The 13845-nt window shown below is 59.2% G+C and carries 9 protein-coding genes; 6 read left to right on the plus strand and 3 right to left on the minus strand.

The window, feature by feature from the left end:
- Both CHB87_RS19250 and CHB87_RS19255 read right to left on the minus strand, forming a co-directional pair.
- On the minus strand, positions 1–1520 hold a 1520-nt coding region (locus tag CHB87_RS19250), incomplete at its 3' end, for an Ig-like domain-containing domain (RefSeq protein WP_245818105.1).
- Between the two features lie 234 nt (positions 1521–1754).
- Positions 1755–2411: a Crp/Fnr family transcriptional regulator gene (locus CHB87_RS19255; RefSeq protein ID WP_089410085.1), complete on the minus strand. Its 657-nt coding sequence runs from the start codon at positions 2409–2411 to the stop codon at positions 1755–1757.
- Between the two features lie 291 nt (positions 2412–2702).
- Between CHB87_RS19255 and CHB87_RS19260 the strand changes: the two genes are divergently transcribed.
- Positions 2703–5240, plus strand: coding sequence for a putative bifunctional diguanylate cyclase/phosphodiesterase (locus CHB87_RS19260; protein WP_176441869.1), 2538 nt, complete (start codon positions 2703–2705; stop codon positions 5238–5240).
- A 203-nt stretch (positions 5241–5443) separates the two neighbouring features.
- On the opposite strand, the gene CHB87_RS19265 is transcribed toward CHB87_RS19260, so the two are convergent.
- The gene (locus CHB87_RS19265; protein WP_089410087.1) at positions 5444–6436 is read right to left on the minus strand and encodes a LacI family DNA-binding transcriptional regulator; all 993 of its coding nucleotides are present in this window, start codon (positions 6434–6436) and stop codon (positions 5444–5446) included.
- 150 nt (positions 6437–6586) lie between these two features.
- Here CHB87_RS19265 and CHB87_RS19270 point away from each other — a divergent pair, with 150 nt between their 5' ends.
- The 5 genes from CHB87_RS19270 (at position 6587) to CHB87_RS19290 (ending at position 13828) form a co-directional block, all read left to right on the plus strand.
- Positions 6587–7843: a multidrug effflux MFS transporter gene (locus tag CHB87_RS19270; RefSeq protein WP_176441870.1), complete on the plus strand. Its 1257-nt coding sequence runs from the start codon at positions 6587–6589 to the stop codon at positions 7841–7843.
- A 125-nt stretch (positions 7844–7968) separates the two neighbouring features.
- Complete coding sequence (locus CHB87_RS19275; RefSeq protein WP_089410089.1) at positions 7969–8196, plus strand: hypothetical protein; 228 nt, start codon at positions 7969–7971, stop codon at positions 8194–8196.
- Positions 8197–8540: 344 nt separating this feature from the next.
- On the plus strand, positions 8541–9788 hold the full coding sequence (locus CHB87_RS19280; protein WP_089410090.1) for a glycoside hydrolase family 28 protein: 1248 nt from the start codon (positions 8541–8543) through the stop codon (positions 9786–9788).
- Positions 9789–9812: 24 nt separating this feature from the next.
- Positions 9813–10850: a pectinesterase family protein gene (locus CHB87_RS19285; RefSeq protein ID WP_089410091.1), complete on the plus strand. Its 1038-nt coding sequence runs from the start codon at positions 9813–9815 to the stop codon at positions 10848–10850.
- Positions 10851–11161: 311 nt separating this feature from the next.
- Entirely contained in the window at positions 11162–13828 is a 2667-nt protein-coding gene (locus CHB87_RS19290) for a glycoside hydrolase family 3 C-terminal domain-containing protein (protein ID WP_089410092.1), read from the plus strand.
- The last annotated feature ends 17 nt before the right edge of the window (positions 13829–13845 follow it).

The following is a 13845-nucleotide window of genomic DNA, read 5'->3' on the forward strand; positions in this document are numbered from 1 at the left end:
AAGGTCGCGCTATTCAGCGTGCTTGCATTCATCGCCGTGCTGAAGGTGGCGCTGACGGGCTGTGTGAGCAGCACTCCGGTCGCACCGTTCGCCGGGACGGTTGAGATCACCGTTGGCGGCGCAGGTGAGGCAGCAGTGGTAAAGCTCCAGGTATAGGCGCTTGCCAGCGGTGTGCCGGCGGCGTTCTGCGCTCCTGTCGTGATGGTCGCGATATAGGTCGTCCCATACGCGAGATTCGCGGTAGGGGTAAAGGTTGCGGTGTTGGTCGCGGCTACATAGGTGACCGTGCCGCCGACAGCGGTTCCACCGGGAGACTTCAGCACGTATGTCCCGCCATTGATCGTCGCTGCGTTCATCGTCGTGCTGAACGTAGCGCTGATGGCCTGCGTGAGCAGCACTCCAGTCGCACCGTTCGCCGGGACGGTCGAGATCACCGTCGGCGGCGCAGGTGAGGCCGCAGTGGTGAAGCTCCAGGAATAGGCGCTTGCCAGCGGCGTGCCGGCTACGTTCTGCGCGCCTGTCGTGATGGTCGCGATATAGGTTGTCCCGTACGCGAGATTCGCGGCTGGAGTGAAGGTTGCGGTGTTGGTTGCTGCTGCATAGGTGACCGTTCCGCCGACAGCCGTTCCGCCAGGAGACTGCAGAGCAAACGTTGCGCCATTGATCGTCGCTGCATTCATCGCCGTGCTGAAGGTGGCGCTTACTGCCTGTCCTACCGCGACACTGGTTGCGCCATTCGCCGGAACGGTCGAGATCACCGTGGGAGGCGTCAGCGGTGGAACCGTGGTGAAGGTCCATGTGTACGTGGCAGCGAGCGATGTGCCGGCGGTGTTTTGCGCACCGGTCGAGATTGTTGCCACAAGAGTCGTCGAGTTAGGCAGAGCAACCGAAGGCGCGAATGTGGCGATATTGCCCGTAGCCGAATATGTCACTGCACCGGCAATCGGTACGCCTGCCGCCGTCACGGTGAAGGTCGAGGTATTGATCGTCGCTGCATTCATCGCCGTGCTGAAGGTCGCGGTTAACAACTGGCTTACCGGCACATTCGTCGCTCCGTTGACCGGTACGGTCGAGATCACGGTGGGAGGCGTCGGTGCGGGAGCCGTCGTGAAGGTCCAGAGATAGTTCACAGCCAGAGAGTTGGCAGGCGATGCCGTGTCCTGCGCGCCGGTGGTGATCGTCGCCAGATACGTGGTGTTGAGCGCAAGCGCGCTTGCCGGAGTAAACGTGGCGGTGTTGTTGCCTGCTGTGTAGCTCACCACGCCGGCGATCGAGGCGCCGCCGGGGCCGGACAGCAGAAACGTGGCTGCGTTGAGTGTGGACGCAGTCATGGGCTTGCTGAAGGTAGCCGTGATGGGCGGTGTCAGCGAGACGCCGGTGGCTCCCTGCGCAGGTGTGGTGGAGGTGACAACAGGCCGAACCGTGTCGGCGATATTGGCCGTCTCGACACCGCACCCGGCGAGTATGCCTGCTATTAGCAGCGCCATGAAGACGGTAAAACCATTGATGTGCTTGCCCATTTTGCTGTCCTTTAGGTGCCGGATCGCCATCTCGGCGCGAGATTCTGGGCTCGATCGATGGCTTCCGTGTATTGCACCGACCCTAGCAGCAGCAGGGCAGGACAAATTGTCTAGTATTGCTCACATCTCCGCTTTCGTTGTAGGCAACAGTTAACGTTGCCCCGCTGCACAAATCGGCGTTCGCCGAGAGCGAATGCATCTGGCGTCCGGTTGAAGCGCAGGCTTGAAAGAAGGTTAGTTACTTTGAAGAACGGCGCTTAGCGTATGGAATACGCGGATCTGACCGCTGTACGTGATGAAGCCCAGCTTGCGAAACCGGTTCAGGAAGAAGCTCACGCGGGAGCGCGTCGTGCCGACCATCTCCGCGAGCGCCTCCTGCGTGATCTTTGGGATCAGGGTGCTGACGCTGCGGCGCAACCCGTCCCTCGCCATGATGAGCAGGATCCGCGCCAGCCACTTTTCACTGGAGTTGAAGAACTGGTCTACGACCGCCGCCTGTGCACGCACCCCGCGCAGCAACAGGGAGTTCATGAAGATGACGGCGAGCTTCGGTTCTTCCCGGATGGCGCGCAGCATATCGAGCCGCTGAATCCGGAGTACTGTACAACTGAGCACGGCAATGGCGCTCGCAGCGCGCACGCCGGGGAAGGCGGGAAGATAATCCTCGCCAAGGAACTCGCCTGTGTTGATGTTCATCACTGAGGCCTCCTTGCCGTCCACCGAAGTCACAGCCAGTCTCGCCATGCCGTTGACCAGATAGAAGAGGGAGTCGGCGGGATCGCCCTGGATGTAGATCCGTTGCCGGGGCGCAACGATCTGAACCGCGCGATGAAGCCCAAACGCAGCGACGATGTCGGTCGTCGCGATGCTGCCCACCTGTGTTTGCTCCATAGGATCTCCGTGACTTTCCTGAGATAACGCTTACTCCGCCATGGGTACGACGTTTGTTTATCTTCCAACCGACCTCGAAAGTCAAGGTTAAGTTTATGAGTTTCAGCGGTTTAGTGGGAGGGGGTTATCACTTGCCACCAACGTCTCCGTGCATGCAACTAAAGTGCGGAAGAAATGTGCAATTCTATACACTCTTCCTTCGCCCTGGGCGCGTACTGTTCTCGAAGATTCGCAGTCTTCTCTTGGTTTCGCTCATTTCGCGGATGCCGAGTTCCGTACGTCGAGAGGCACATGCAGAAAATCAGATCGCTCGTCCCCCGCTCCCTATCCGCCGCTCCAGGCCTTGGCTTTGTCGTTTCGCCGAACGCCATCCTCGATCCTGGCAGCCAGGCCGATCTGGAAGCCGTTACGTCTCTGGCTCGATCCTTCTTTCGGACGGAACGCTGCTTCCTGACGCTGACGCGCGAATTCGCGAAACGCCTGCTGGGATCGCAGTGGCGTCGGGCCCAGATCCCGGCGTGGGCCAACGAAGAGGGCATCGAAGAAGAGCTCTGTCTCGATACACGCGCCGATGCCGCTACGCCTTTCTTTTTCAAGCAAGCTGGGTCATCGAGACCGGAATTTTTCGCCCGCACCGCTCTCATTGGCGCATCGGGCGCGAGGTTGGGAAGCATCTGCATCGCGGACGACACCGCGAAGGAGGACTTCACCAGCCGAGAGAAAGAAGCGCTCCGGAACTTTGCGGGATTGACCGTGCAGATCATTGAGCAAAGGCTTGGCGCTTACGAAAGAATGCGGGCGGCCGACGAGGCTCTGCGCACCGCGAATCGCGTTCGGATGCTGCTGGAGGCCACCACGGATTGCGTCTTCGTGCTGGGCGCCGATTGGGTGTTTACCTTCATCAACAAAAGCGCGATCGAGATGATCGCCCAGGGTCGCGATCTGATCGGATCGAACTTCTGGGACTCTTTTCCCACCGTTCTGGGGTCGGAGGTGGAGGAGCACTACCGCCGCGCCATACGAGACAGCGTAGCCGTCTCCTTCGAAGCGTTCTATCCCGGCGCCGCTGCCTTGTTCGAGGTCAACATCCAGCCGAGCGGCGACGGGCTTGCCGTCTTCTTTCGCAACATCACGGAGCAGCGCGCCATCCGGATGGAGTTGCAGCGTATCGAAGCCCGCTATCGCCTCGCCACGCTGGCTGCCGTCGATGGCATCTGGGATTGGGATCATGCCACGGGGCAGACGTACTTCTCCGCGCGCTGGCAGGAGATCGTAGGCCTTCCGCCAGTGGAGATTGTGGCGGACATCTCCCACTGGTTAGACCGCCTGCATCCAAACGATCTGCTGAGTGCGCGCGACATCTACAACGCGCTCAATCCCCAGATCACCTCCGAATTTACGCGTGAGTACCGCATACGTCATGAGAATGGCGACTGGCGATGGATCCTGAGTCGCGGCACCGTCGTTCGCGATCCTTCGGGCCGGTCTCTGCGCACGGTCGGCTCGAATCGCGATATCACTCACGAACGTTCACGCGATCCGCTATCGTCGCTTCATAACCGCGGCTCGCTGCTGGAGGAACTGGAACGGAGAATTGAGGATACGGCAGGAGATGGAAAGACCTTCGCACTCCTGCTCTTCGACATCGATGGCTTCCAACAGGTCAACGATCGTTTCGGCGAGGGTCATGGAGACCTGGTTCTGATCGAGATTGCGGCCCGCTTGGAATCCACCGTCAAGGACGTTCGTCACAGCCTGGTAGCGCGTGTGAGCGGCGACGAATTTGCCGTGGTCCTGGGTGGCGTCACGGAGGTGGAGGACGCCATCACCTACGCCCAATGTCTGCATACCATGCTGGCCGAGATCCCATGCGACAAGGAATTGTTGTCCATTTCGATTTCGATCGGCATCGCCATGGGAGACGAAGGGCATGAGGATCCGGGAAAATTGCTGGAGAATGCGGGAATTGCCATGCACCAGGCAAAGAATATGGGGGCGGATGCAACGCTCGTCTTCGGCGCGCAGATGCGCAGGGAACGGTTGAAACGAGTGCAACTGGAGGCAGACCTGCGCCATGCGATCGCCCGGCAACAGCTCGTCCTGCACTACCAGTCAAAGGTCTGTCTCGATACAGGAAAGGTCATGGGATATGAGGCCCTGGTCCGCTGGATGCATCCGGTACGAGGCATGATTCCGCCGATGGAGTTTATCCCCTACGCTGAAGAGTGTGGGCTCATTATTGCGATCGGCGAGTGGACGCTTCATGAAGCTCTCCGCCAACTCATGGAGTGGCGCACCTCGGGTTTTGTAACGCCGGATGTAACGATTGCGGTCAATCTTTCGACCCGGCAGTTCAATGATGTCGCTCTCGCCGACAAGGTCGCGAATGCCCTCAGCCTGCAGCAGGCGCCAGCATCGTGCCTTACGCTTGAAGTGACGGAGAGCGCGATGATAGGCGACCTCGCCCATGCGAAGAATGTGCTGGATGGACTACGCGCCATCGGCATCAGCCTCGACCTCGATGACTTCGGAACCGGCTATTCTTCTTTGAGTTACCTGCATCGTCTACCGTTTCAAGCGCTGAAGATCGACCGATCCTTTACGCGTCATCTGGAGCAATCCCACGAAAGCAGGGCTATCGCGCGTTCGATCTTGCAACTGGGCAAGTCGCTCAATCTGGCGGTGATTGCGGAGGGCATTGAAAATGAAGCCCAGCGCGTATGGCTCGTACGCCTCGGCTGTCGACTGGGTCAGGGATTTTTGTACTCTAAACCGCTATCTGCGGCGGCGTTGAAGATCGCCGGGCTGGACGACGTGCGAAGCGCATGAGGCCGGATGTCTGAAGCAAACATGGTGTACATCGTGACAATGTAACGATCCGCCCCGCGAATGGCGCGTTCATTACCGGAAGCTACTTTCTGATGGATGGCGGCGTAGCTGCCGCATACTGGTTTGGAGACCTCGCTCCACAGTGAAGACGGTGCGCCTGGAATAACGACGCTTGGGCTATATCGTGGACGGAAAGCGTCGCCTCAGACACAGCCACAGGACTTGCGGCAAATGAGATCTCCGGGAAGGAGAATTGTCTGTCGCGCCGCATCCATTTCTCCGTCGATTCGGCTGAACAGGAGACTCATCGCATATCGCACCATACTTTCGATCGGCTGGCGGATGACGGTCAGCGGCGGATCGATCAGCGAGGCGAAGCCGAAGTCGTCAAAGCCGATAAGTGGTACAGCATCCGCAGGCTTCATGCCGAGTTCGCTGAAGGTCGTAAAGATGGTCAGCGTCGCAAAGTCGCTAAGCGAAAGAATGGCGGCTGGTCGATTCCTGCTTCGAATGGCGGCGGCCAGGACGAATTTTAGCTGCTCATAGTCGGGCGCAGTGATCAGTTGCGGCGCAAGCTGATGGGCCGCCAGCGCCTCAATGTACCCGGCGATCCGTTCCTTGAAGCTGTAGATCTCAGGTTTCGCTGTGACGCAGGTGACATTGGCATATCCGTGCCGCAGCAGGTGCTCCGTTGCGACTCGACCGGCCTCTCGATTGCGCAGAAGGACGGCGTCGACCTCATCCGAAAAGAAGCTATCGAAGGCCACGACGGGAACGGAATGGATCGCCGACTCGATATCCTGCCGCGTTGTTCTGGCCGTTGCCGCGATCAGTACACCATCGACGCGATAACGCCGCAATGTTGCCAGATGTTCCGCTTGCTGGTGGAGCGAATCCTGGTGAGTGAGCAGAATGACGGCGCATCCTCGTTTTCTCGCTTCTTCTTCGATCGTCTGCACCGACTGGCTGAAGAAGACATTGGAGACCTTTGGCAGTATGACGCCAATGGTCCGGCTTCGTCCCACTCGCAGGGCTCGCGCAGTCTGGTCCGGTTCATACCGTAGCGTTTCGACAGCCTGTGCGACGCGCCGGGCGATCTCCGGCTTGACCTTCACCCCGCGCAGAAAACGCGATACCGTGGAGGGCCCCACATTCGCCATTCGAGCCACATCGATTACGGTAGAGCGTTTTTTCATACGGAGATCATCCTCTAGGATCGCAGATAGCAGTTTACGTCAGTCGGAAACATCGGTAGCTGAAGCGAGCGCTTCTGGACTGTTATGCGGAATACTTCGCCAAGGCCCGCTCAGTTAGCTGAACAGCAGGCGCTGTGGGAAGGCACTCTCATGGAAACCCAATCCGCACGGTTTACGGTTTTGCTTGGGTCGATCGCGGCTCTCACCTCATTGTCGATCGATATGACGCTTCCAGCAGCCCCTGCGATCGAACATAGTCTCGGCATCGCCGCAGGCCGTGCCGGACTCATCATGAGCGTCTTCCTCGCCGGTTATGCTGTGACACCGCTGATTGGCGGCCCTCTTGCCGATAGATTCGGACGAAGACCCGTGTTGCTGACATCGCTGCTGCTTTTCGCCGCTTCCACGATAGCGTGCGCGGCGTCGCGCAGCTTCACGATGCTGCTGGCCTTCCGTTTCGCTCAGGGTTGCGCATCAGGAGTTGCCACAACATTGCCGTTGGCCATCGTCCGCGACCTGCTGCAGGGCAGCGAGGCGCGTCGGCGTATATCGGAGATCGCGACGAGCAACAGTCTGATGCCTATTGTGGCGCCGATCTTCGGCAACGGCATCATGATACTCGGCAGTTGGAGGATTCTCTTCAATATGCAGGCCACGTTTGCCGTCGCGATGATCGCCATGCTGCTACTCGACTTTCAGGAATCGCTTCCACCGGCACGCCGACAACGCCTGCATCCGGCGCAGGTGCTGCGGAGTTACGGACTCCTGATGAGAAACCGCAACTTTGTCGGCTACTCGCTGATATATGCGTTCAACTTCGTATGCATCTTCTCCTTCATCTCCTCATCGCCTCTGATCCTCATGCAGCGAATGGCGGTCCAGCGTTCTGTCTACTCTTTGTTCTTCACGTTGATTGCGGGAGGAACGATCCTGGGCTCTCTCACGAGCGGAATTCTCAGCCGCTGCCAACGGCCACCCGGCCAGATGATATCGCTCGGGCTCTGGATAAGTTTTCTAGCTTCGCTGGCGGCCGCCGCACTGCAGGGCATGAGACTCCATCAACCGGCAGCGATTGTGGCGCCAGCCTTTCTCACCCTCTTCGGCGCGGGCCTTTCCGGCCCGTCCGTTATGCTGGAGGCGCTGGAACCGGTACCGAATCTGGCGGGCGCGGGTTCGGGCGCTCTCCGTTCCATCCTGATGATCTTCGGATCGGGTTCGAGCGGCTTATTGGCGGCCTACTGCGCACGTAAGCCCGAACATAGCGAGGTCGCCGCAACCCTCGCCATGTCCGGCGCGGGGCTGGCTTCCCTGGTGATCTATCTGGGCCTTCTTCGCGGAGGCCGCTCTTCTGGACGTGCGGCCGAGGGGCAAAAGCAGGCTACCTGGAAAGAGCAAGCGCCGAGTTGACAAGGGTTATCGTCGCTCGCTAAATTGTCGATACTGGCAACGTTGCCAAAATTTTGGTTTGTTCTCATCAACTGTAGGTCGTAGCAGGGCTACGAAGGGTCAGGACGGTGGAAGGAGCGACACCGATGGCGAAGCCGTTGCATCCAAAAAGCCGGGAATGGTTTCTCGAACGCGTCCACTGCACACGGCTTTGGGAAGAGTGGATAAAGTTTCCCGCGAATGCCAGCCTTCAGGCCAATTTGGTCGAATCTTTTGAGAAGCTCGGACTTATCAGGCTTGCTGACTCATCGTCGGCGGCCAGCACAGCCGCTCACCAAGAGGCGAGGGAGAACGGCGATGGACTGGCTCGCTGAACCCACGAGCAGGCGCCCGGGCATGGTCGACGAGTGCTCTTCGGGCAGAATTTCCGATCCGTGGACAAGAACTGAGGTACGAGCCGGCAGCCAGGTAAATTGCGGTTGGAATACTGACCGACTAGCCGGGTATTTTGGCAACGTGGCCAGAATATTCCTTGCTTCCGGATATAGCCACGGGAGTAAAGCAGGCCAAGCAGAATGCAGCATTTCGTGTAGATCGCTCTGCCTTCGAGGACGTTGAGAGATGTCTTCGGTTGACCGCCATGCAATCGAATCCGTATATTATGGCAACGATGCCGAAGGCGCACGCTTTTGTATTGCCTTCACGGAAGAGGATCGCAATGCACGTTTCAAAGAAGTTGCTCTGTGGAGCGGCCTTTCTGGGACTCATCCAGACGAATGAACTTTTGGGTCAGAAACGCTGCGACGTACATACGTTCGGCGCCAAAGGCGATGGCGTGACGAAAGATACCTCTGCCATCCAGGCAGCCATCGATGCTTGTAGCGGATCAAGCGGGGGCGTGGTGCTGCTCCGTGGCGCCGCGACTTACATCAGTGGCCCGCTGCTGCTCAAGAGCGGTACGACGCTGGACATCGAACCCGGAGCCGTTCTGGCTGCAACCTCGGATCACGACGATTTCAAGCCGATCCAGGAGTTCCACGACCCCGGCCGGGAGCCGCTTCTGAGCGCCGACCATGCTGAGAACATCGTCATCACTGGTGGTGGAGTCATCGACGGTCGTGGCGATTCCTGGTGGGGGCACAGGGAACCCGGATATCTGCGGCCGCGGCTGGTGGTGTTTCGCTACAGCAAGCACATCCGGATGGAAAATATCACCGTCCAAAACTCCCCATCCTGGCAGATCGTGCCGTACTACAGCGACGATGTGATCCTTCGCAACATGAAGGTTCTGGCCCCCGAGGGTGCGTCGCACAACACGGACGGGATCGATCCTTTTTCGTCTGGACATGTCGTCATCGATCACGTCACCATCGATACCGGGGACGACAATGTGGCTATAAAAAGCGGTCAGCCAGGGTCTCCGGGACCCGATGCGCCGAGCCATGACATCGTGATCACGGATTGTGAGTTTTTGCACGGGCATGGGTTGTCGATTGGGAGTGAGATCGCTGGAGGCGTGCAGAACGTCCGCGTGGAACGAGTTCATTTCAAGGGAACCGGGACGGGAATTCGCATCAAGTCCAATCGCGATCGAGGCAACGACATTGGAAACTTCACTTATCGCGACCTGGTGATGGAGGATGTCGGCACGCCGATCGCCATCAGCGCCTACTACCCGAAGATGCCGACAAATGTCGTGAGTGCCCCGGTCACTCGGCTGACGCCGCACTTTCACGACATCACGATTGAGAACGTCGTGGCCACGGGAGCCAAAGAAGCTCTCATGATCGTCGGTCTGCCCGAATCGCCGATCAAAGCTATCACCTTGACGAATGTGCATATTCAAGCAGCGAAGCCGGGGACGATCTCGTTTGCCGAGATTGTCGCCAAGGACCTAAAGGTCGTGGTTCCGGGAGCCGCGACGCCGATCCAGATTGGCGAAGGCGTCCGGGGCAGTCTGAAATAAACGTCGTTAGAAGATGGAGAATCTATGAGCCGTCGCCGCCTTCTTATCTCGTGTCTTGCCGTGCTGCTGCCAACTTCGGCGGTGGCCAGCCCACTGAGCGGAAAGAAAGAATTAACTGTCGGACCGGGCGGTCGCGGACAGTTCCGGACCGTACAGGCGGCCATCGACGCGGCGCCTTCGGATAAAGGCGCAATCATCCGTCTCGCCCCCGGCGTTTATCACGAGAAGGTGAGCATCGAGAAGCCGGGAATTGTATTGGTAGGTTCGGGGAGCAAGCCATCGGATACGGTCATTACCTGGGGCGACTCGTCGAAGAATACCGGCAGCACATTTACGTCGGGCACCGTCACCGTCTCGGCCAATGGGTTTGAAGCGGAGAACCTGAGCATTGTCAATACGTGGTGGGACGAGCATCCGCTCCCTGAAGATCGTTCACAGGCTGTCGCGTTGCAGATGGACTCTGACCGGGCCATCCTCGATCGCGTGCGAATCGTAAGTGCGCAGGACACCTTGTATGCAAACGGAGATGCGTGTCATGGCGACTTGACCAGACCTTGCCGAGCCTATCGTCAGTTCTTCAACGACTGCTTCGTCGAAGGCAGTGTGGACTATATCTTCGGCAATGCTAAAGCGGTCTTCAACCACTGCGAATTGCATTCGCGCCCGGGGTCTGGCGTGATGATTACCGCGCAGAGCCGGCAATCCCTTCAACTGGACTCCGGATATTTCATGCTCCATTGCAGCATCACCGGTGAGGATGGGGGGAAAAAGATCTTCCTGGGAAGACCATGGCGAGATTACGCCACGGTCCTCTTCTACGACACAGAGATCGTGCAGAAGATCGATCCGGCAGGCTGGGGAGAATGGGGCGATCGTCTGAAAACCGCAACTTATCGGGAGTACAGGTCACACGGGCCAGGCGTCAATGGAGACCGGCGGAGCGTAATCTACTCTCCCTTGACGCCGGAGGAAGAGAAGGGGCTCACGCCGGCGGCGCTCCTTGCCGGAGGTGACCATTGGAACCCCGAGGCTGAGTTGGAGCAACTGCGACGCCTTCCGTAAGCATGTGGAGACGAAAGGACGCCAACTCTTTGTCGAACAGTGTGGTTTCCATCAGAGTTGAGATAGTCGAGATCTCGCTTTCGCCGGGGTTGCACTCGCCGTGGCTCGTCGTTACCCAAAACGCGCCGTCTCCTCCCTTCAGCAAGCAAGGGCATTTGAATCAGCAAGCAAGGGCATTTGAATCGATCCGATCAGTGATTCGATCCAGCCCGCGAGTCCGAAATACGGAAGAGATTTCTGTGCGAATGGGATGCGATCGTTGGCCGTACCGAAGCCTTGAGGTATCTCTCTATTTGGAATAAGGGAATAACATGAACGTAACCTCCTATGTCGTCCTGCTTTTCACGATCTCCTGCTTTAGTTCGGCGCTTGCCCAGACGCCGATCGCCTGCACGCCTGCGACTTGCGCGTATTTGAACCCCGAACTGACGCCTGTCGCGCGAGCCAAAGATCTCGTCTCCAGGATGACGCTCCAAGAGGAGGTCTCGCAGACCATGAACGCAGCGCCCGCGATTCCGCGGCTTGGAGTGCCGTCCTATGAGTGGTGGAGTGAGGCGCTGCATGGCGTGGCGCGCGCCGGCGTGGCTACCAATTTTCCGCAGTCGATCGGCCTGGCAGCCACCTTCGATACGGGGCTGATGCGACAGGTTGCGGATGTGATCGGTACGGAAGGACGAGCGAAGTACAACGAGGCACAACGCGCTGGCGATCACCGGCGGTTCTCCGGTCTTACGTTCTGGTCGCCGAACATCAACATCTTCCGCGATCCACGGTGGGGACGCGGGCAGGAGACCTTCGGCGAAGATCCTTTCCTGACCGCGCGCATGGGGGTGGAGTTTACTCGAGGACTGCAGGGTGACGATCCGAAATTTCTGTTGCTGGTCGCCACCCCGAAACACTACGCGGTGCACAGCGGGCCTGAGCAGGACAGGCATCACTTCAATGCGCAGATCTCCGATCACGACCTCGAGGATACCTATCTGCCGGCCTTCCGCGCGTCCATCGTCGAAGGGCGCGCGGCCTCGATTATGTGTGCGTACAACGCTATCGATGGCAAGCCGGCGTGCGCGAGCGACATGCTCTTACAGAAGCATCTGCGCGACGCCTGGAAGTTCGACGGATTCGTGGTTTCGGACTGCGATTCCGTGGCGGATGTTTACCGGGGCCATCACTTCGCATCCGACGATGCTCACGCGTCGGCGGTCTCCCTGAAAGCAGGGACCGATCTGGATTGCGGCAGCGCATATCGCGCGCTTGCCCTGGCAGTGAAGTCCGGGTTGGTATCGAAGGCGGAGCTCGACATCGCTGTGGAACGACTGTTTGCAGGACGGTTCCGTCTGGGTATGTTCGATCCGCCGGGAAGCGTTCCTTACGACCGGTTGTCGGCGTCGTCGATCGATACGCCCGCCAACCGCGAACTGGCGCTTCGGGCGGCGCGCGAATCGTTGGTGTTGCTGAAGAACGATGGGATCCTCCCGATAAAAAACAAGGACGCGACCATTGCCGCGATCGGGCCAACCGCCGATTTGCTGGAGGCGATTGAAGGGAACTACAACGGAGAGGCGGCGGAGCCCGTGACTCCACTGCTGGGGCTACGCAGAGAGTTCGGAGTCGACAGAGTGCTGTATGCGCCAGGTTCGATCCTTGCGGCGGGCCTGCCGGCGCCCATACCTTCCCAGTATCTGCGTCCGGATGAAAAGAGCATGCGGACGGGACTGAAGGCAGAGTTCTTTGCCGATGGCGGTTTCACGGGGCAGCCGCTCGCCACACGCATCGACGCGAAGGTGAACTTCGACTGGAATCGCGTCTCGCCAGCATCCGGCGTCCCGCCTGGGAACTTCGCCGTGCGCTGGACCGGCGAGCTTGTGCCTCCGATTGCGGGAGAGTATATGCTGAGCTTCCGCTGCATCAAGCGCTCGACCACCTACGACCCGACGAGTGCTACCGCACACTCCCCCTTGCATTACCGTCTCTACCTGGACGACAAAGAGGTGCTCGACGATCATGCGCGTTACCAGGATCTGAAGGTGGTCTTCAACGACACGAAGCCTCACGCGATCAGAGTGGAATACATGCATTCGAGCGAGGATCGCTTCGTCGATCTCGAATGGCAGCCGCCTGCACAGCCCATGCTCGACGAGGCCCTGGCGACCGCACGCAAGGCCGATGTGGTCGTCGCGTTTGTGGGGCTTTCGCCGAATCTTGAAGGCGAAGAGATGCCGGTGTATACGGAGGGATTCGCGGGAGGAGACCGGACCATGATTGGCCTGCCGGCTGTGCAGCAGCACCTGCTGGAGGAGCTCGGCAAGCTGGGCAAGCCGCTGTTGGTCGTACTCACCTCCGGCAGCGAAGTCTCGATCCCGTGGGCTCAGGAGCATGCCAATGCGGTGCTTGCTGCGTGGTATCCGGGCGAGAGCGGAGGCACGGCGATCGCGGAGACCTTGACAGGTAAGAACAACCCGGCTGGGCGACTGCCGGTCACCTTCTACCGTTCCGTCACGGATCTTCCCGAGTTTTCGGATTACGCGATGGCGAATCGAACGTACCGCTACTTTCAGGGCCCGGTGCTATACCCGTTTGGCTTTGGGCTGAGTTACTCGACGTTCGAATATGGCAAAGCCTCGGTTTCGCAACCTGCGGTCCGCGCCGGCGAAGTTGTGAAGGTCAGCGTCAACGTGAGAAATACGAGTCCTGTGGCCGGTGACGAGGTGGTGCAGTTGTATGTGACTCCTCCGCGGACACCCGAGTCCCCGCGCCTCGCGCTCGAGGGGTTTCAGAGAGTTCATCTTGCAGCCGGTGAGAGCCGGGACGTTACGTTTCCGCTCGACGCGAGAGCCCTCAGCGAGGTCGACCGCAACGGCGACAGGCACGAACTCCCGGGAGAGTACACCATCTCCGTCGGAGGCTCGCAACCGGCCCCCGGCGACCTGCGTGCCGTCCATCTCCAGGTTACCGGCGAGTTGGCGCTTCCAAGGTGACCAGCCTCTTTATGCGG

The organism is Granulicella rosea, assembly GCF_900188085.1.
Classification (GTDB): domain Bacteria; phylum Acidobacteriota; class Terriglobia; order Terriglobales; family Acidobacteriaceae; genus Edaphobacter; species Edaphobacter rosea.

What these genes read in the sequence shown, in the direction of transcription:
- CHB87_RS19255 (WP_089410085.1), bottom strand. Translation starts at nt 2,411, where the DNA reads ATGGAGCAAACACAGGTGGGCAGCATCGCGACGACCGACATCGTCGCT.
- CHB87_RS19260 (WP_176441869.1), top strand. Translation starts at nt 2,703, where the DNA reads ATGCAGAAAATCAGATCGCTCGTCCCCCGCTCCCTATCCGCCGCTCCA.
- CHB87_RS19265 (WP_089410087.1), bottom strand. Translation starts at nt 6,436, where the DNA reads ATGAAAAAACGCTCTACCGTAATCGATGTGGCTCGAATGGCGAATGTG.
- CHB87_RS19270 (WP_176441870.1), top strand. Translation starts at nt 6,587, where the DNA reads ATGGAAACCCAATCCGCACGGTTTACGGTTTTGCTTGGGTCGATCGCG.
- CHB87_RS19275 (WP_089410089.1), top strand. Translation starts at nt 7,969, where the DNA reads ATGGCGAAGCCGTTGCATCCAAAAAGCCGGGAATGGTTTCTCGAACGC.
- CHB87_RS19280 (WP_089410090.1), top strand. Translation starts at nt 8,541, where the DNA reads ATGCACGTTTCAAAGAAGTTGCTCTGTGGAGCGGCCTTTCTGGGACTC.
- CHB87_RS19285 (WP_089410091.1), top strand. Translation starts at nt 9,813, where the DNA reads ATGAGCCGTCGCCGCCTTCTTATCTCGTGTCTTGCCGTGCTGCTGCCA.
- CHB87_RS19290 (WP_089410092.1), top strand. Translation starts at nt 11,162, where the DNA reads ATGAACGTAACCTCCTATGTCGTCCTGCTTTTCACGATCTCCTGCTTT.